This is a genomic window from Flavobacterium daejeonense DSM 17708 (genome assembly GCF_000425425.1).
Taxonomy (GTDB): domain Bacteria; phylum Bacteroidota; class Bacteroidia; order Flavobacteriales; family Flavobacteriaceae; genus Flavobacterium; species Flavobacterium daejeonense.
The window spans coordinates 208,447-227,015 of record NZ_AUDK01000001.1; the positions used below are offsets into that span (position 1 = coordinate 208,447).

Consider the following 18,569-nt stretch of genomic DNA (forward strand, 5'->3'; position numbering starts at 1 on the left):
AATTATTCCGGAAACACAAATCCATTATTAGCAAAATCCAATATCTCTGCCTTCGAACCGTATTTCACAATCTCATCAATCCCTTTCTGCACCATCAATTCCGTACTGTATTTTCGACTTACGGCAATCACTTTATTATCTACAACCACTCTGAAAAAAAACTTCCCTTTAGAGGTTTTAAATTTCACATAAGAACAAGTCTCCAGCACAGAAAGCAAATATTCAGCATCCGCCTCACAATCCATCCGCAACTCATAAGCATTACTCGTAAAAATAGTTTTCCCTTTTCTGGAAACAAACTCAAACTTATAATCACCGCTAAATCTTTTACTAATAACAAAAGTCCCCATATTCCTTACCCTCAGAAAAAAGAAAAACACTTATGCTTTCCTATTTTTTTAAACAAAACCAATATAAAACAAAAAAGCTTCAAACAAACGTTTGAAGCTTTCTTTGTACTCAGAGCGGGACTTGAACCCGCACGAACATTGCTGTTCACTGGATTTTAAGTCCAGCGTGTCTACCAATTTCACCATCCGAGCATGATGCAATATTGAGCGAAAAACGGGGCTCGAACCCGCGACCTCGACCTTGGCAAGGTCGCGCTCTACCAACTGAGCTATTTTCGCATTAACAATTCTTAAAAGAACCGCAACACTTATTCGGTATTGCGGATGCAAATTTAAGACCTTTTTCCGATTACACAAGAATTTTTAGAAAAAAAATCAAATCTATCAACTAAGATTTTGATTTACTTCGTTTTAAAAACAAATTTATTTTCTGCTCAGCATTCTTTTAATTTCATTCAGCTTCATTAAAGCCTCAACCGGAGTCACCGAATTGATATCGAGATTCAGAATCTCTTCTTTTATCTCTTCTAACAAAGGATCATCTAAATTAAAGAAACTCATTTGTATTTCTTCTTTTTCCGGCTTAATTCCATTCAAAGCAGCTCCTGAATGATCTTTTTCAAGCTTCTTTAGTATTTTTTGCGCCTTAGCAATCACTAATTGCGGCATTCCGGCCATCTTAGCCACATGAATACCAAAACTATGCGCGCTTCCTCCTTTAACTAATTTTCGAATAAAAAGCACATTATCTTTTAATTCCTTGACCGAAACATTGTAATTCTGAATACGATTCAAAGACTCGCTCATTTCGTTCAATTCATGATAATGTGTAGCGAATAAGGTTTTGGGTTTCGAAGGATGTTCATGCAAAAATTCGGCGATAGCCCAGGCAATCGAAATTCCGTCATACGTACTCGTACCACGACCAATTTCATCTAACAAGACCAAACTTCTCTCTGAAATATTATTCAAAATCGAAGCCGTTTCATTCATCTCGACCATAAAAGTAGATTCACCCATCGAAATATTATCACTCGCGCCTACTCTGGTAAAAATTTTATCCACCACACCCATTTTAACACTTTCTGCCGGAACAAAGCTTCCCATTTGCGCCAGCAGTACAATTAAAGCCGTTTGACGCAAAATAGCTGACTTACCCGACATATTAGGTCCGGTAATCATAATGATCTGCTGTGTTTCCCGGTCTAAGAAAACATCATTCGCAATATACGGAACACCAACAGGCAGTTGTTTTTCAATCACCGGATGACGTCCGTTTTTAATATCCAACTCAAAAGTTTCATCCAGTTCCGGACACACATATTTATTTTCAATCGCTAATTGGGTAAAAGAACACAAACAATCCAATTGTGCAACCAAATTAGCGTTCAACTGAACCGGTTTGATATAAGTTGCAATCCAGGCGACTAATTGTTCGAATAATTCGGTTTCTATTTTATGGATTTTTTCCTCAGCTCCCAGAATTTTCGCTTCATATTCCTTTAATTCTTCGGTAATATATCGCTCAGCACTAACCAAAGTCTGTTTTCTGATCCATTCGGCAGGCACTTTATCTTTATGCGTATTTCTTACTTCGATATAATATCCAAAAACATTATTGAATGATATTTTCAACGAAGAAATTCCGGTACGCTCCGATTCTCTGGCTTCAATTCCTTCCAAAAACTCTTTCCCGGAAGTTGAAATAGCACGTAATTCATCCAATTCTTCATTCACTCCTTTGGCAATTGCATTTCCTTTAGCAATCGCAACCGGCGCATCCTGATTTAAGGTTGCTTTGATTTTTTCGCGAAGCAAATCACAACTATGCAAGTTATCTCCAATAATCTTAACCGCTTCCTGCTGACTTTCCAAAGCCAAACTTTTTATTGGAATAATAGCATCCAAAGACTCTTTTAAATAAACCACTTCACGTGGAGAGACTTTTCCGGCGGCAATTTTAGAAATCAAACGCTCTAAATCAGAAATTTGCTTGATTTGATATTGCATTTTTTGCAACACTTCCTGATTCTCTTTCAAATAAGCGACCACCTCATGACGGCTTCTCACCTTATTAATATCTTTCAAAGGCAAAGCCAGCCATCGTTTTAACAAACGTCCTCCCATTGGCGAAAGCGTTTTATCAATCACATCCAAAAGCGTCACCGCATTAGGATTGTAACTGTGATACAATTCCAGATTTCGGATTGTAAATCGATCCATCCAAACGTAAGCATCTTCAGCAATACGCTGAATAGAGGTAATATGCTGCACTTTATTATGCTGTGTTTCGGACAAATAATACAAAATAGCTCCCGAAGCAATAATTCCCTCTTTCAAATCCTCAATACCAAAACCTTTTAAAGAAATAGTTTGAAAATGTTTCGTCAAAGTTTCAAAAGCATAATCTTCCTTATAAACCCAATCTTCGAGGTAAAAACAATGAAAATCTTCTCCAAAATTTCCCTTAAAATCGTTTTTATTGTTTTTTTGAATCAAAACCTCAGAAGGACTGAAATTCTGCAATAATTTATCAATGTATTCCGCATTTCCCTGAGCGGTCAAAAATTCACCCGTTGAAACATCTAAAAATGAAATCCCTATGGTTTTATTTCCAAAATAAACCGAAGCCAAAAAATTATTCACCTTTGACTGTAAAACTTCATCATTCATGGAAACTCCCGGAGTTACCAGCTCGGTTACACCACGTTTTACAATCGATTTAGTCATTTTCGGATCTTCAAGCTGATCGCAAATCGCCACACGAAGTCCGGCTTTTACTAATTTTGGCAGATAAGTATTAATCGAATGATGTGGAAATCCGGCCAAAGCCGTTTCGTTTTCTGAACCCGCCCCACGTTTAGTTAATGTTATTCCTAATATCTTGGCGGAACGAATAGCGTCATCTCCAAATGTTTCATAAAAATCACCAACCCTAAACAACAAACAGGCATCCGGATATTTTCTTTTAATCTCGTTATACTGCTTCATTAATGGAGTTTCCTTAACCGCTTTCTCTTTAGATGCCAACTTATTTTGAATTTAATTAATTAAAAAAAATGTGAAAGCGAATTTAAAAATTTTATAACGAATAACGACCACTTGAAAAATTAAAAACATTTTTAAGGAAAATTTAAGCCAATGGCATGATTTTTTCTTTAGATTTGTTGTACAAAATCTAAATTTCAAAAAAATGAAAAAAATAGTTTTACTTGCAGGATTAATTGTTTTTGGAATCACTACTACCAAAGCGCAAACTACTACTAAAAAAATCAAAGCAACAGCTACTAAAATGGCAAAAGTTAACGGAGCTGGGATGGTTTTTGAAACAGAAACTATTGATTACGGAACAATCGCTCATAATGCAGACGGAAGACGTGAATTTGTTTTTACAAATAACGGAAACAAACCACTTATCATTACAAATACTGTAGGTTCATGCGGATGTACAGTACCTTCAACGCCAAAAGAACCTATTGCTCCGGGTGCTACAGGAAAAATTAGCGTAAAATATGCTACTGACAGAGTGGGGCAATTTACAAAAACTGTTACGGTAACTTCAAATGCGGAAGGACAACCTACAAAAACTTTAACTATCAAAGGAACTGTGCTTCCTGATGATGAAAAAAAGAGCTAATTTTTAAATTACATCATACTTAAAAGAGCTTCCTTTGCTACAATTGGAAGCTTTTTTTATTCGACTAAATTCCATTATTAAAAAAATGAGAAAACTAGAAAACAGCGAATTGGAACGCAAATCCATTGAAGACTTTAAAAAATCAGAAAAAACACCTCTTATTTTAGTTTTGGATGATGTACGCAGTTTGCACAATATCGGTTCGGTTTTTAGAACCGCCGATGCTTTTTTAATCGAAAAAATCTACTTGTGCGGAATTACCGCAACACCTCCTAACAAAGAAATCCACAAAACGGCTTTAGGAGCAACCGAAACTGTTAACTGGGAACACAATGAAAATGTATTAGATACGATAGCTTCTTTAAAACAAGAAGGAATTCTCACACTAGCTATCGAGCAGGTTGAAAATGCTGTCTTTTTACAAAATTTTGAAGTCAAAGAAAATCAAAAATACGCCTTGGTTTTTGGAAATGAAGTACACGGAGTAGCTCAGGAAGCCGTAGCCGTATGCGATGGCTGTATTGAAATACCGCAATTAGGAACCAAACATTCATTAAATATTTCAGTTAGCGCCGGAATTGTAGTTTGGGATTTGTTTCAGAAAATACATTGGTCAAAATAATTATTTTCAAAAAAATAATACTTTTATAACATGAAAAACAGCTTTTTACATTTTATAATCGTAGTATTATTTTTCACAAATCAATCCTACTCTAACAACAATACATTCTTAATAGATCCTCCAACAACAATAACCGCAGAAGGAGATGCCGTCTATTGTCCACAATCCTATGTAAAAATTGCTCAAAACGTAGTTATCACTCATGATCCGTCTTATACTAGTACAGATGCTATTTATGTTCAAATTTCCTCCGGCTATGTTAACGGACAGGATTTGCTAGAACTAAATAATTTATTTGCCAGCACTCATCCTTTAATTACAAGTTATTTTAACGCCTCAGAAGGGAAATTAAAATTATTCAGTCCTACAGGAAGTTTAATCTCTTACGATGACTTTGTTGAGGCTATTGAAGCTGTTGAATTCTACAATTCATCTCCATCCCCAAGCGGAACAAGGAGTTTTTCTATCAGTATAGGAATTGGAAATCTTAGTTATCTACCCAGAAATGGACATTATTACGAATATGTTCCAGCATTAGGAATTAAATGGACTGAAGCCAGAGATGCTGCAGCTTTAAGAACTTATTATGGACTACAAGGGTATTTAGCCACTTTAACCGCCAAAGATGAGGCACAATTAGCCGGAGCTCAGGCACCGGGAACCGGATGGATAGGCGGTAGCGATGCTGAAACAGAAGGTTTATGGAAATGGGTTACCGGACCAGAAGCAGGAACTATATTTTGGAGAGGAAAAAGCAATGGAACAACCACAGCTCCTTTTAATTTTGCTAATTGGCATGCACCAAACGAACCTAATGACTCTGGAAACAATGAAGATTATGCACACATAACCTCCCCTGCTATAGGAAATCCTGGAACATGGAATGATTTACCATTAGCAGGCAACCCTATAACTACAGCTAATGGCAATTACTACCCAAGAGGTTATATTGTAGAATACGGAGGAATGCCAGGTGATCCTGTATTGCAGCTTTCAGCCAGCACTACCATCACTATGACTAAAATCACAAGCACTACTCCGGCCTCAAGATGCCAGAGTGGTTCGCTCAGCTTACAAGCTACATCATTAAAAGGAGTGGTTAATTGGTACGATTCCCCAACAGCCGGAACTCTTTTAGATACAGGAAACAGTTTCACTACACCTATTCTCTCGTCAACAACTACCTACTATGCGCAAGCAGCAGATTGTTCTTCTTCCAGAGTCGCTGTAACAGCAACAATTAACGACATTCCCACACTTAGTGTTCCTAAAACGACCATTCCTCTATGCGAAACCGGAACAGTCACTTTAAACGCAATTACAGACCTAGGTATTGTTAACTGGTATGATCAACCAAACGGTGGGAGTATTATAGCCACCGGAAATCAATTTAACACCCCACTTATTAAGCAAAACACGAGCTATTATGCCGAAGCTAACAATAACGGCTGTATTTCGACTACTAGAGAAATAATAAATATTATAGTCCACCCGCTTCCTGTTGTTAATGATGAAGAAGTAGTACTTTGCCAGGGAAGCAGCAGCGAATTAGATACCGGACTTTCAGGTATGCGTTATTTATGGTCAACAGGAGAAAATACTCAAAAAATAACTATTACGACTCCGGGAACATATACTGTTACCGTTACTAACGAAAATAATTGTAGCAGCACTAAAACCATTATCGTAACCGAACACTTGCTTCCTGAAATTGATTACATTGAAGTAAAAGAAGCCTCCGTTGTTATTTTTCCAAAACAAACACATGCTTATTTTGAATATGCTATCGACGAAGGTAATTTTCAAACTTCCAATGCTTTTTTTGATATCCCAAGTGGTTTACACACGGCTTATATCAGAGACATAACAGCATGCGGTCAGGATAGTAAAGAATTTATTGTTTTAATTCCTCCTAAGTTTTTCACTCCAAACAATGACTCTTACAACGACCGTTGGGAAATCAACGGATTAATTTATTACCCAAAAGCATCGGTACATATTTTTGACCGTTATGGTAAACTAATCAGTATTTTACATGCGCAAAATCTGAGTTGGGACGGAACTTATCATCAAACGATGCTCCCGGCAGATGATTATTGGTATGTCATGAAAATTGATGAAAACAGCCCTGAAATCCGTGGTCATTTTTCACTGAAAAGATAATTTCAGCTTTGAATTTTTTTCTGAATTTCCTCTAAAACAAAAAGATAATCCGAAGGATTATTTACAAAATCCCTTTGGGTTACATCGATAATCAAAATATTCAAATCGGTTTGTTGTTTTAGATAATCCAAATAAGCTTTATTTATTTTTTCTAAATATTCAGCCGAAATTTCCTGTTCATATTCCCTGCCTCTTTTTTTAATATTAGCTAATAAACGCTCGGGATTTTGCAGCAAATACACGTATAAATCAGGCTTTGCTACTTCTTTATAAATAATATTAAAAAGATTTCTATACAATTGATATTCGTCTTTCTCCAAAGTAACTTTGGCAAAAATCAGCGATTTAAAAACATGATAATCGGCTACCAGGAAATTATTTTGCAAATTCAATGCTGCTAAATCTTCCGAAAGTTGTTGGTATCGATCTACCAAAAAAGACAGTTCAAGCGGAAAAGCGTAACGTTCCTGATCTTTATAAAATTTCTCCAAAAAAGAATTCCCGGCAAAACGTTCAAATAGGGTTTCAGCCTTAAAATCCTGTGCTATTTTAGAGACTAAAGTTGATTTTCCGGCGCCAATATTTCCCTCAAAAGCAATGTATTTTAAATGCCTGAAAGAAAATTGCTGCAACGGACTTTCCAATTTTGCCACAGCCACACATTCACCTTCATCCGAACAAGTCTCAATTAACTCCGAAATCGTTTTATGAAAAACAGGATGAATCCAATGAGTTTCTAAATCCTGAAACGGAAACAACACAAACTTTCGATCCTGCATCAATGGATGCGGCACCTGAAGCATTTCGGTATCGATAACAGCCTCATCAAAAGCAATCACATCAATATCAATAATCCGGGACTGATAACCAGAATCATGTTTGCGAATGCGTCCCAATTTTTGTTCCACCGTCAAGGCTTTTAAAAGCACCTCGGCAGCCGGAAAATCCGTATGCAAAACCAAAGCACAGTTATAAAAAGCATCACTGTCAAATCCCCAGGCAGCGGTTTCATAAACTTTAGAAACCTTAATAACAGTACCAATTTCCTGATGTATTAATGCAATACATTTTTTTATTGCCTCGAGTCGGTTGCCCTGGTTACTCCCAATGGATAAAATAACCTGATGTTGTGCTTTCATATTAAGCACAAATTAACTAAAGAATTTTAGAAATAGCAATATCTTTGCACTTAGTGTCTGCTTCCTTTTTTTGTAAAAAACAATATTCAGATACTTTAGGTGCTAAAATCAAAGAATATATATTATGAAATTTTTAAGCAATGTCATCGCTACTGTTGTAGGTTTGTTTGTTTTTTTAATGTTGTTTTTTTTCGGAATCATTTTCATCGCTACTATGTTTAGCGGAGAAGACGAAACAGCATCAGTCAAAAACAATTCTATTCTAGAATTAAACCTCGAAGATGTAAAATATGATTATGCCGGCAAATACAAAGATCCCTGGATGAGTTTTTTTTCAGAAGAAAAAAACATTGGGCTTTCGGATGTAATAAATGCTATCGATGTGGCTTCGATTGACGACAACATCAAAGGAATTTCGATTTTAAATAATGAGTCTGAATTAGGAATGGCACAAAGCAAAGATTTGAGAAATGCATTAGAAAATTTCAAAAAATCGGGCAAATTTGTCATGGCCTACGCCAATAGTTATTCGCAAAAAGAATATTATTTAAATTCCGTAGCCAACAGTATTTACCTGAATCCTGTGGGTGAAATGGACTTTAAAGGGCTATCTTCCGAAATCATGTTCTACAAAGATTTACAGGAAAAAACCGGTGTAAAAATGGAAGTTATCCGTCACGGAAAATACAAAAGTGCCGTTGAACCATTCTTAGAAAACAAAATGAGTGAGGCTAACCGGGAACAAACCGCCGCTTTGTTACAATCCGTTTGGAATGCCGTTGCTACCGACATTTCTAAAAGCAGAAATATTCCGGTTGCCCGATTAAACCAAATTGCTAGTGGTTTATTGGCCCGAACTCCTGAAATGGCTAAAAGAGAAAAACTGATTGACTATATTGCTTATGAAGACCAATACCATGACGCTATTAAAAAAATATTACAAGTAAATCCTAAAAAGGGATACAACAAAATCTCCATTAACGATTATACCCACAAAATGATTTCGACCGCTATAATGACGGAAAGCGAAGATAAAATTGCGGTTATTTATGCGCAGGGCGAAATCCAAAGTGGTGAAGGCGATGTAAATACTATTGGCGAAGGTTCTATGCGTCGTTCGCTCCAGGAAGCCGGAAAAGACAAAAATGTTAAAGCTATTGTACTTCGAATTGACAGTCCGGGAGGAAATGCCCTGACTTCCGATTTAATCTGGAGAGAAGTCGAATTGACCAAAAAAGTCAAACCAGTTGTAGTTTCTATGGGAAATTATGCCGCTTCAGGCGGTTATTATATTGCCTGTAATGCCAACACGATTTTCGCACAAAGAAACACCATCACGGGTTCCATCGGTGTTTTTGGAATTTTACCCAACTTCAGCCAGCTGACAAAAAAAATCGGAATCAATATCGAACAGGTGAAAACGCATGAAAATGCAGCCCAATACAGCCCGTTTGTTCCAATGGACGAAAATTTCAAAGCGGTAACTTTAGAAAGCATTGAGCAGGTGTACAAAACTTTTGTGAGTCATGTTGCTCAGGGAAGAAAAATGAATTTTGCCACGGTTGATTCGATTGCTCAGGGAAGAGTTTGGTCAGGAACTGAAGCGCTCAAAATTGGTTTAGTGGATAAAATTGGCGGACTGAATGCTGCTATTGCCGAGGCTGCCCGTTTATCAAAAACTGAGAATTACAGCACCCAAAATTATCCGGAATACGAAAAAGACCTTGAGGACGTATTCTCTAAAATACCTTTTGCTAATTCGAAAGCAAGCATTATCAAAGAAGAAATTGGAAACGAAAACTACCAACTTTTACAACAAATTAAAAAGTTCCAGTCCCGAAAAGGTGTTCAGGCTTTAATGCCCTTTCAAATTAGCATTTATTAATTGATTCAAATAGACATCAAAAAAAACCGTCTCAAAACATAATTTGAGACGGTTTTTTTATCTCCAAAAACTACTGAAGAAGCTGTAAGATATTATGAAAATATTATAAACTTCTTAAGCACTATTGCATTATTTTTGTAATAGAACATCTCATATAAAATTTAAATTCCTACGCCATGTTAAAAAAAGCATTAAAAATTATCGGAATTATCCTTTTACTATTTGCCGGTTCCTTATTTGCCATTCCTTATTTCTTCAAAGATCAAATAAAAGCCAAGATTCTGGATGCCATTAATCAAAAAGTAGATGCCAGAGTGAATTTTGCCGATGCCGATTTGAGCTTATTCAAAAACTTTCCGAATGCAACTGTTTCTGTTGAAAAATTAACCATCATCAACAAAGCTCCTTTTGAAGGCGACACCTTAGTTGCATTAGGCGAATTGAATTTAAAAATGTCAGTCAAAGAATTATTCAAAGGCGATAATGAAGCCATGAATATCGACGGAATTAATTCTAAAGACGGTTTAATCAATATTATTTTTAACAAAGACGGCGTTGGAAATTATGATATTGCCCTAAAAGACGACAAAGAAACGGATAATTCCAAAAGCAAACCGCTGGCTTTAAACATTCAGCAATACAAAATTGAGAATTTCCAATTCCGTTATTTTGATGAAGCTTCCAAAATAAAAATGGTTATCGACAGCCTGAATCACGAAGGGAAAGGAGATTTTTCCGCATCCAAACTGGATTTAGATACTCATTCAACTGCTAAAATCAGTCTGGACATGGACAAGGTGAATTACATGAATAAAGTAGCCTTAACATTAGAAGCTGTTTTAGGAATCGATTTAGAAAAAAGCAAATATACTTTCAAAGAAAACAAAGCCTTAATCAACCAGTTACCGTTAGAATTTGACGGTTACATTCAATTGGTCGATGCCGGTCAGGAATACGATTTAAAATTCAAAACTCCTACTTCTTCCTTCAAAAACTTCCTTGGAGTCATTCCTGCGGCTTATGCGGCCAATTTAGACAATGTAAAAACCACCGGAGATTTTACCGTTGCGGGATTTGCCAAAGGACTGTATTCGGATACTACCGTTCCAAAATTCAATATCGAAATCGCCTCTAACAATGCTTCGTTCCAATATCCTGATTTACCAAAATCAGTTCAAAACATTGTGATTGATACTAAAATCATCAATCAAACCGGAGTTTTAAACGATACTTATGTCAATCTGGACAAACTTTCTTTCCGTATTGATCAGGATGTTTTTAATGCCAAAGCGAATATTAAAAACATCACGCAAAACGCTTTGGTAGATGCCATGCTAAAAGGAACCATCAATCTGGGCAATTTTTCAAAAGCCTATCCTGTCAAATTAGACAAACCGCTGAGTGGAATCCTGAAAGCCGATGTTACTACCAAATTTGACATGGAATCGGTAGAAAAAAGTCAATACCAAAACATCAATAATTCCGGAACGATGAGCTTATCCGGATTCAAATACACCGATGAAAACGGCAAATCGTTAAATATTAAAAATGCGGTAATTGCTTTCAATCCGTCACGTGTAAACCTGAAACAATTTGATGCTTCCACCGGAAAAAGTGATTTAAGCGTTACCGGAGTTTTAGAAAATTTCTACGGTTATATTTTCAAGAATCAAAATTTACAGGGAAATTTCAGTTTAACTTCCAACCAATTAGCCGTTGATGATTTCATGACCACAGAAGAAGCGCCTAAAACAGAAACAAAGAAAACAGAAGCGATGAAAATCCCCGCTTTCTTAGATTGTTCGCTAACAGCCGAAGCCAATACGGTTTTGTATGACAATCTTACGTTAAAAAATGTTTCAGGAAAATTAATCGTTAAAGATGAAAAACTAACTATGGAAAACGTAAAAACTTCCATTTTTGGTGGTTCGATTGGACTTTCGGGAGCGGTTTCTACCAAAGAAAAAACGCCAACTTTCGACATGGATTTAGGTTTAAATCAGGTTGATATTGCACAATCGTTCACTCAGCTGGACATGTTGAAAAAACTCGCTCCAATTGCCGGAATTGTAAATGGAAAAATCAATTCGACCATCAAATTAAATGGAAATCTGGACGCCGTAGAATTTACGCCCGACTTAAAAACCATTACCGGAGATTTATTAGGACAGTTTCTTTCTACCACAATCAATTCCAGTAATTCGACTTTATTGACGGCTCTAACTTCGAACATCAAGTTTTTAGACATGAGCAAAATCAATTTAAATGATTTAAAAGCTGCCATTACTTTCAAAGACGGAAAAGTGAGCGTGAAACCTTTTAACATCAAATATCAGGATATTCAGGCTACCATTGGCGGAACCCATGGTTTTGACCAAAGTATGAATTACAATATCAAATTGAATGTTCCTGCGAAATATTTAGGAACCGAAGCCAATGCTTTGATTTCGAAATTATCAGCTGCCGATGCAGCAAAACTCGAAAATATTCCGGTAAATGCAATACTAACAGGAAGTTTTTCCAAACCTAAAATCACCACCGATTTAAAAGCAGCAGCGACCAATTTGACCAATCAATTGATTCAACAACAAAAACAAAAATTAGTCAGCAAAGGAAATGCTGCCCTGACGGATATTATTAACAAAAATAAAAAAGCCGGAGACACCACTAAAACGGTAATTCCGACAACGAAAGAAGAAGTGCAACAAAAAGCCAAGGAAGAAGTCAAAACCAAAGCAACTGATTTGCTTAATAATCTCTTCAACAAAAAGAAAAAAGTAACTGATACAACAAAAACAAATTAGCAATACTCTTTTTTAAACGAACAATCCGTCTCAAAGTACTATTTTGAGACGGATTGTATTTTTTCAAAAGCAACAATTATAACTACCAATCTAAATAGCAAACCCGTTGGGTGAAATTAGTTTTTAATGATAATTTTTCGTCAGTTCGAGTGATTTTCTCCCGAGGCTTCGGAAGAAAATCACTCGAACTGACGTTTTTAATAATTTCACCCAATGGGGTTAAATATCAAATATTTTAAAACATAACACCAATAAATGTTTGCAAATTGAAAACTTTTATTACCTTTGTTCAATGAAAATCCTTGTAAAGAAAACTATTTTATTTTACATCAAAAAGTATCCAATTGCTGCAACTCAATTACTAATTTGGTATAATGAATTTTCAAAATTGGAATTTAAAAACTTCAACGAAGTCAAAAGAGTTTATGGAAATGCAAGCATTGTAAATAACAACCGTGTAGTTTTCAACATCAAAGGAAATGATTTTCGATTAGTCATTTCGGTTAATTTTCTACAAAGTGCCTGTTATGTAATTTGGTTTGGAACACACAAAGAATATGACAAAATAAATGTAGCAACAATTGTATTTGACACTACAATCCTAACAGATAAAAAGATTTAATTATGAACTGGAAAGTATTAAAAACAGAAGACGATTACAACAAGGCGTCAATACGAATGATGGAAATTTTCAACGCTGAACCCAATACAGCTGAAAGTGATGAATTGGATTTATTGATGGTTTTGATTAAAGATTATGACGAAAAACATTATCAATTACCTGAACTCGATGCCTTAGAAGTAATTAAATATAAAATGCAGGAAATGGGAATAAAAGCAAAAGATCTTGAACCAATAATTGGAAGCAAGGGACATGTTTCAGCAATCCTTTCGGGAAAAAGAGAAATTACTTTAAAAATGGCTCAAAAGCTAAAAAACTATTTTAGAATTCCTGCCGAAGTATTTCTGCATAACGCGAGTTAAAATTATAAACTCATAAATTTATTATTAAACCTTAATACTCACCATATATCCTTCCGAGCCGCGAACATTAAAAACAGTTCCGTCTTCAAACAACAAATACTGTCCTTTTATACCGGTTAATTTTCCCTGAAAATTTGGCATTTTATCTAAATTCAAACTCTTTACTTTCACAGGATATTGCAAAACGGGATAGTCCAGCTGATACAAATCATTTTTCTCCGAATAAAAATATTCCTGAACTTCTGTGGGAATTAAATGCTCCAATTTTATCCTTTCTGCAACCAAATCTACGGCTTCAATATCATTGGTTAACATTTTACGCCAATTGGTTTTATCCGCATAATGATCTTTCAAAGCTACCTCGGTAATTCCTGCTAAATAGCGATTCGGAACCTCCACAATTGCAATCGCCTGAGTCGCTCCCTGATCAATCCATCGTGTAGGCACCTGTGTTTTGCGCGTTACGCCTACTTTTATTTCGCTCGACAAAGCCAAATACACAATATGAGGTTGTAATTGTACTTTTTGTTCATAAACCAAATCACGGTCTTCAATTCCCAAATGCGCCGTACTCAATTCGGGTTTCATAATCCAGTCGCCCACAGCAGCACTGGAATAAAAACATTCGTAACAAAATCCTTGACGGTATATTTTTTTCTTTTTACCACAATTCAAACATTGAAAACCTTCCAGACTGATTTCGATATTTTTATCCAAAAGTTGGTTTACATTCAAAAAACTGTTCTCAAAAACCAAATAATATTGAATCGGTTTTCCGTATTCGGTTTCCATTTTAGTAAGCACGCCTTCGTATTGCATGAAGTTTGAATTTTAAAAAGTTTGCTATTTCGTAAATTTTCCTATTTTTGGTAAAGTTATTACTCCTGGAGTAAATTTCATAACCCTATTTTTTTAAAAAATGCCAAAACAATTCATCAATTCATTTGCCTCCTGGGTTTTAAAACAACGAATCCACCAGATTGAACTTTTCCTGAAATACCCCAACGAGGTTCAGGAAGAACTACTTATAAATTTGATTTCGGCTGCAAAAAATACGGAGTTAGGCAAAAAATACGATTATGCTTCGATAAATTCCTATGCTACTTTTTCCGAAAGAATTCCGATTTCTACTTACGAAGAATTGCAACCTTATATCGAAAGAAGCCGTCAGGGCGAGCAAAATGTTTTTTGGGAATCACCCATAAAATGGTTTGCCAAATCCAGCGGAACCACTAATGCTAAAAGTAAATTCATTCCGGTGAGTTATGAAGCGCTCGAAGATTGTCATTACAAAGGCAGTAAAGATTTATTGTGCCTGTACCTGAGCAACAATGAAAACTCCGAACTTTTTACCGGCAAAAGTTTACGATTAGGAGGAAGCTCCCAAATTTATGAAGACAACAATAGTTATTTTGGTGATTTATCGGCAATTTTAATTGAAAATATGCCCATGTGGGCCGAATTTAGCAGCACTCCCAGCAATAAAACTTCATTAATGAGCGAATGGGAATCTAAAATCGCGGCGATTATCAACGAAACCCAAAGAGAAAATGTTACCAGTTTTGCCGGCGTTCCTTCCTGGATGTTGGTTTTAATGAATAAAATGCTCGAAGAAACCGGCAAAGGAAATTTATTAGAAGTCTGGCCTAATCTGGAAGTTTATTTTCATGGCGGGGTAAGTTTTAATCCGTATCGCGAGCAGTACAAAAACTTATTACCTAAAAAAGATTTTAAATATTACGAAATATACAACGCTTCCGAAGGCTTTTTTGCCATTCAGGATTTAAATCATTCCTCGGATTTATTGCTGATGCTGGACTACGGCATTTTTTACGAATTTATTCCAATGGATACTTTTGGCACAACAAATCAAAAAGCCATCCGCCTGAATGATGTGGAATTAAATAAAAACTATGCGGTTGTTATTACTACAAATTCCGGCTTGTTCCGTTATTTAGTGGGCGACACCGTTCGTTTTACTTCTTTAAATCCATTTCGAATCAGAGTAACCGGCAGAACCAAACATCACATCAATGTTTTTGGTGAAGAATTGATGGTCGAAAATACCGATATGGCTTTAGACAAAGCCTGCCAACTCACCAAAGCAGAGATTAAAGATTATACCGTAGCTCCTGTATTTATGCAAGGCAAAGAAAAAGGCGCACACGAATGGATGATTGAATTCAAGAAAAAACCCGCCGACATGAATATTTTCAGAAAGGTTTTGGACGAAACTTTACAAACTTTAAATTCCGATTACGAAGCCAAACGTTACAATAATATGACACTAAATCCTTTGGTAATCAATGTTGCCAGAGAACACTTGTTTTATGATTGGCTAAAAGACAATAACAAACTAGGTGGTCAGCATAAAATTCCAAGATTGTCCAATCAAAGAGATTATCTGGAGCAGTTGAAAAGCATGCAGGAGAAAGTAATTATTTAATTATTTTAGCCACGAATTCACTAATTTATATAATATCAAAATTCCACTAAGAAAAGTAATTTTAAAATATTAGTGACATTGCAAAAGAATAGTCTCTTTTACATTTTATTCGTGAATTAGTGGCGTAAAAAACTAATTATTTTTCTAAAATCTTCTTCAAATTAGCCAAATTTTGCGTTTGTGCGTCGGTGATGAATTGCTTTCCAATAACAGACATTAAATTCATAGGATAATCGGAATGCCCATAGAATTCATTAGTAACTTTCGTTTGATTTTCGGAAATAGCCTCTACAAAAGTAGCAGCTTTAGCTTCTCCCTCCATTGGTCTGACAAAATGCAAATCGACATCCATTCGACTCTCGGTAACAGCCGTGATTTGTTGCGAACCTTCGCCCACATTATCATCTTTACTGTTCCAGGAAGCTTTAAAACCCACCGTTCCGTCAGTCCCCTCATAATTCATTACAACATTTGGATCCTGCATCACCCAAACACTGTATTTTTCCTGATTTTTAATCAATTTCACATAATCAAAAACTTCCGCTTTTGGGGCATTAATAACTGCAGAAACCGAAACCGTATAATCTTTTGGAATAAACAAAGCCACTACCAGAAGCAATACTATCAGAGCTAAAAAAACAGCTATAATTTTCTTTACTATTTTCATCCTTATTACTTTTCGTTTTTATCAAAATTCACCATCCAGTTGATCCCGAATTTATCGGTAAACATTCCAAAATAAGCACCCCAAAAAGTATCATTCATCGGCATATAAGCATTTCCTCCGGCCGACAATCCGTTAAAAATCCGATCCGCTTCTTCCTTGCTTTCCACATTAACAGATACCGAAAAATTATTTCCAAAAACCACATCTCCACTAGTCGAATTACTGTCACTACCCATTAACACCACATCACCAATAGGTAAACAAACGTGCATAATTCGATTGGCATCTTCTTCTGATAAATTTCCCGAACCGTCTCCCGCCGGCATATCTTTGAATTTCCCGATATACGGAATCTCTCCGCCAAAAACCGACTGATAAAATAAAAATGCTGCTTCGCAATTGCCATTAAAAATTAAATACGGATTAATTGTTGCCATAATTTGATGCTTTTTAATTCATAATTCTTTTTTTGTTCACACCTATAAAAGTACAACTTATTTAAAACCCGATTTTAAGTCCGCATTATTTTTTTCTTTATTCCATAAAAAAACCTTAGTTCAAAATCAGAACTAAGGTTTCCTAAATGTTATTTTTTTGTCTCCTTATATTTCGTCCATCATGTCAATATGACGATCGTGATAACCTAATAAGTACAACACTCCGTCTAATCCTAAACTCGAAATAGAAGTTGCAGCACTTTCTTTTACCGTAGGTTTAGCGTGAAAAGCGATTCCTAATCCGGCTAAATTAATCATTGGCAAATCGTTGGCACCATCACCCACCGCAATCGTTTGATTGATATGAATACCTTCTTTTTCAGCAATCGCTTTTAAATATTCGGCTTTCTTTTTACCATCTACAATTTCACCCACATAATTCCCGGTTAGTTTGCCGTCTTTGATTTCCAATTCATTAGCATGCACATAATCAATTCCTAATTCTTTTTGCAAATAATGTCCGAAATACGTAAATCCTCCGGACAAAATAGCCGTTTTATAACCGTAGTATTTCAAGGCTTTCATCAAACGGTGTGCTCCCTTGGTAATTGGCAAATTGATTGCTACGTTATGCAAAACTTCTTCGCTCAAACCTTCCAGCAATGCCATGCGTTTTTTAAAGCTTTCGCTAAAATCAATCTCACCATTCATCGCCGATTCGGTAATAGCTCTAACCTGTTCTCCTACTCCCGCTAATTCGGCCAATTCGTCAATTACTTCCGTTTGAATCAAAGTAGAATCCATATCGAAACACACCAAACGACGGTTTCTTCGGTAAATATTATCTTCCTGGAATGAAATATCCACATCTAAAGTTCTGGAAATTTCCATAAAACTGGCTGTCATTGCCGTTTTATCCACAATATCTCCGGAAACCGACAACTGCACACAGGAACGAGGATAAATTTCTGTTTCTACAATCGAAGTTCTTCCCGTTAATCTTTTGATGGAATCAATATTCAGGTTTTGATCCGACATGATTTTAGTCACCGCAGCCAATTGTCCCGCAGCCAACGTCTCTCCTAAAATATTAATGATATAACGCTGTTTAGATTGTGCTTTTACCCATTTTTCATAATCATCAATGGTAATTGGAATAAATTTCACTTTAATTCCTAATTCATAAGCTTTAAACAGTAAATCTTTCAAAACCGGAGCCGATGAAGAACCAGCCTCAATTTCGAACAAAATTCCCAACGAAAGTGTATCGTGAATATCGGCCTGACCAATGTCTAAAATAACGGCATTGTACGTCGCCAAAACCGATGTCAAACCAGCGGTTACCCCTGGTTTATCCTGACCAGAAACTTTTAATAAAATAATCTCTTTATCCTCAATTGCCATTTTTAATCTATATTGATTTTAGAAGCGACAA

General features: G+C 35.9%; 15 protein-coding genes and 2 tRNA genes. 8 read left to right on the forward strand and 9 right to left on the reverse strand.

Going from position 1 to position 18,569, the window contains the following annotated elements:
- Positions 1-2: 2 nt before the first annotated feature.
- The 4 genes from H599_RS0100900 to mutS form a co-directional block, all read right to left on the reverse strand.
- The gene (locus H599_RS0100900; protein WP_026712393.1) at positions 3-350 is read right to left on the reverse strand and encodes a DUF1508 domain-containing protein; all 348 of its coding nucleotides are present in this window, start codon (positions 348-350) and stop codon (positions 3-5) included.
- 106 nt (positions 351-456) lie between these two features.
- Positions 457-542: transfer RNA gene (locus tag H599_RS0100905), tRNA-Leu, on the reverse strand.
- 14 nt (positions 543-556) lie between these two features.
- Positions 557-629 (reverse strand) — tRNA-Gly (locus H599_RS0100910).
- A 144-nt stretch (positions 630-773) separates the two neighbouring features.
- Positions 774-3,380: a DNA mismatch repair protein MutS gene (gene mutS / locus H599_RS0100915; protein ID WP_026712394.1), complete on the reverse strand. Its 2,607-nt coding sequence runs from the start codon at positions 3,378-3,380 to the stop codon at positions 774-776.
- Between the two features lie 163 nt (positions 3,381-3,543).
- On the opposite strand from mutS, the gene H599_RS0100920 reads away from it, so the two are divergent.
- From H599_RS0100920 to H599_RS0100930, 3 genes are all read left to right on the forward strand, one after another.
- Positions 3,544-3,987 carry a DUF1573 domain-containing protein gene (locus tag H599_RS0100920; protein WP_026712395.1) on the forward strand — a complete coding sequence of 148 codons (444 nt, stop codon included), beginning with the start codon at positions 3,544-3,546 and terminating at the stop codon, positions 3,985-3,987.
- Between the two features lie 85 nt (positions 3,988-4,072).
- Complete coding sequence (locus H599_RS0100925; RefSeq protein WP_026712396.1) at positions 4,073-4,609, forward strand: RNA methyltransferase; 537 nt, start codon at positions 4,073-4,075, stop codon at positions 4,607-4,609.
- 30 nt (positions 4,610-4,639) lie between these two features.
- The gene (locus tag H599_RS0100930) at positions 4,640-6,772 is read left to right on the forward strand and encodes an Ig-like domain-containing protein (protein ID WP_026712397.1); all 2,133 of its coding nucleotides are present in this window, start codon (positions 4,640-4,642) and stop codon (positions 6,770-6,772) included.
- 2 nt (positions 6,773-6,774) lie between these two features.
- Here H599_RS0100930 and folK read toward each other — a convergent pair whose 3' ends face one another.
- The gene (gene folK / locus H599_RS0100935; RefSeq protein ID WP_026712398.1) at positions 6,775-7,911 is read right to left on the reverse strand and encodes a 2-amino-4-hydroxy-6-hydroxymethyldihydropteridine diphosphokinase; all 1,137 of its coding nucleotides are present in this window, start codon (positions 7,909-7,911) and stop codon (positions 6,775-6,777) included.
- A 124-nt stretch (positions 7,912-8,035) separates the two neighbouring features.
- Here folK and sppA point away from each other — a divergent pair, with 124 nt between their 5' ends.
- The 4 genes from sppA (at position 8,036) to H599_RS0100955 (ending at position 13,584) form a co-directional block, all read left to right on the forward strand.
- A complete protein-coding gene (gene sppA / locus H599_RS0100940; protein WP_026712399.1) occupies positions 8,036-9,796 on the forward strand; it encodes a signal peptide peptidase SppA in 1,761 nt (586 codons plus the stop codon).
- A gap of 176 nt (positions 9,797-9,972) precedes the next feature.
- Positions 9,973-12,600 (forward strand): AsmA family protein, encoded by a 2,628-nt coding sequence (locus tag H599_RS0100945; protein ID WP_026712400.1) that lies wholly within the window; start codon positions 9,973-9,975, stop codon positions 12,598-12,600.
- A 292-nt stretch (positions 12,601-12,892) separates the two neighbouring features.
- Positions 12,893-13,222 (forward strand): type II toxin-antitoxin system HigB family toxin, encoded by a 330-nt coding sequence (locus H599_RS0100950; RefSeq protein WP_026712401.1) that lies wholly within the window; start codon positions 12,893-12,895, stop codon positions 13,220-13,222.
- Positions 13,223-13,224: 2 nt separating this feature from the next.
- The gene (locus H599_RS0100955; RefSeq protein ID WP_026712402.1) at positions 13,225-13,584 is read left to right on the forward strand and encodes a helix-turn-helix domain-containing protein; all 360 of its coding nucleotides are present in this window, start codon (positions 13,225-13,227) and stop codon (positions 13,582-13,584) included.
- Positions 13,585-13,608: 24 nt separating this feature from the next.
- Here H599_RS0100955 and H599_RS0100960 read toward each other — a convergent pair whose 3' ends face one another.
- Positions 13,609-14,403, reverse strand: a complete 795-nt coding sequence (locus H599_RS0100960; protein WP_026712403.1) for a DUF2797 domain-containing protein — start codon at positions 14,401-14,403, stop codon at positions 13,609-13,611.
- A 100-nt stretch (positions 14,404-14,503) separates the two neighbouring features.
- On the opposite strand from H599_RS0100960, the gene H599_RS0100965 reads away from it, so the two are divergent.
- Positions 14,504-16,030 carry a GH3 auxin-responsive promoter family protein gene (locus H599_RS0100965; RefSeq protein WP_026712404.1) on the forward strand — a complete coding sequence of 509 codons (1,527 nt, stop codon included), beginning with the start codon at positions 14,504-14,506 and terminating at the stop codon, positions 16,028-16,030.
- Between the two features lie 136 nt (positions 16,031-16,166).
- Here the strand turns inward: H599_RS0100965 and H599_RS0100970 are convergent, their stop codons facing one another.
- The 3 genes from H599_RS0100970 to serB form a co-directional block, all read right to left on the reverse strand.
- Positions 16,167-16,697 carry an SRPBCC family protein gene (locus H599_RS0100970; protein ID WP_026712405.1) on the reverse strand — a complete coding sequence of 177 codons (531 nt, stop codon included), beginning with the start codon at positions 16,695-16,697 and terminating at the stop codon, positions 16,167-16,169.
- A 5-nt stretch (positions 16,698-16,702) separates the two neighbouring features.
- Positions 16,703-17,134 carry a VOC family protein gene (locus H599_RS0100975; protein ID WP_026712406.1) on the reverse strand — a complete coding sequence of 144 codons (432 nt, stop codon included), beginning with the start codon at positions 17,132-17,134 and terminating at the stop codon, positions 16,703-16,705.
- Between the two features lie 165 nt (positions 17,135-17,299).
- On the reverse strand, positions 17,300-18,538 hold the full coding sequence (serB, locus tag H599_RS0100980; protein WP_026712407.1) for a phosphoserine phosphatase SerB: 1,239 nt from the start codon (positions 18,536-18,538) through the stop codon (positions 17,300-17,302).
- Positions 18,539-18,569 lie beyond the last annotated feature (31 nt).

Bases quoted from the DNA above. Each gene is read 5' to 3' on its own strand.
- H599_RS0100960 (WP_026712403.1), bottom strand. From the start codon at position 14,403: ATGCAATACGAAGGCGTGCTTACTAAAATGGAAACCGAATACGGAAAA.
- H599_RS0100970 (WP_026712405.1), bottom strand. From the start codon at position 16,697: ATGAAAATAGTAAAGAAAATTATAGCTGTTTTTTTAGCTCTGATAGTA.
- H599_RS0100930 (WP_026712397.1), top strand. From the start codon at position 4,640: ATGAAAAACAGCTTTTTACATTTTATAATCGTAGTATTATTTTTCACA.
- H599_RS0100945 (WP_026712400.1), top strand. From the start codon at position 9,973: ATGTTAAAAAAAGCATTAAAAATTATCGGAATTATCCTTTTACTATTT.
- H599_RS0100920 (WP_026712395.1), top strand. From the start codon at position 3,544: ATGAAAAAAATAGTTTTACTTGCAGGATTAATTGTTTTTGGAATCACT.
- H599_RS0100955 (WP_026712402.1), top strand. From the start codon at position 13,225: ATGAACTGGAAAGTATTAAAAACAGAAGACGATTACAACAAGGCGTCA.
- H599_RS0100975 (WP_026712406.1), bottom strand. From the start codon at position 17,134: ATGGCAACAATTAATCCGTATTTAATTTTTAATGGCAATTGCGAAGCA.
- H599_RS0100965 (WP_026712404.1), top strand. From the start codon at position 14,504: ATGCCAAAACAATTCATCAATTCATTTGCCTCCTGGGTTTTAAAACAA.
- H599_RS0100950 (WP_026712401.1), top strand. From the start codon at position 12,893: ATGAAAATCCTTGTAAAGAAAACTATTTTATTTTACATCAAAAAGTAT.
- sppA (WP_026712399.1), top strand. From the start codon at position 8,036: ATGAAATTTTTAAGCAATGTCATCGCTACTGTTGTAGGTTTGTTTGTT.
- serB (WP_026712407.1), bottom strand. From the start codon at position 18,538: ATGGCAATTGAGGATAAAGAGATTATTTTATTAAAAGTTTCTGGTCAG.
- H599_RS0100925 (WP_026712396.1), top strand. From the start codon at position 4,073: ATGAGAAAACTAGAAAACAGCGAATTGGAACGCAAATCCATTGAAGAC.
- H599_RS0100900 (WP_026712393.1), bottom strand. From the start codon at position 350: ATGGGGACTTTTGTTATTAGTAAAAGATTTAGCGGTGATTATAAGTTT.
- folK (WP_026712398.1), bottom strand. From the start codon at position 7,911: ATGAAAGCACAACATCAGGTTATTTTATCCATTGGGAGTAACCAGGGC.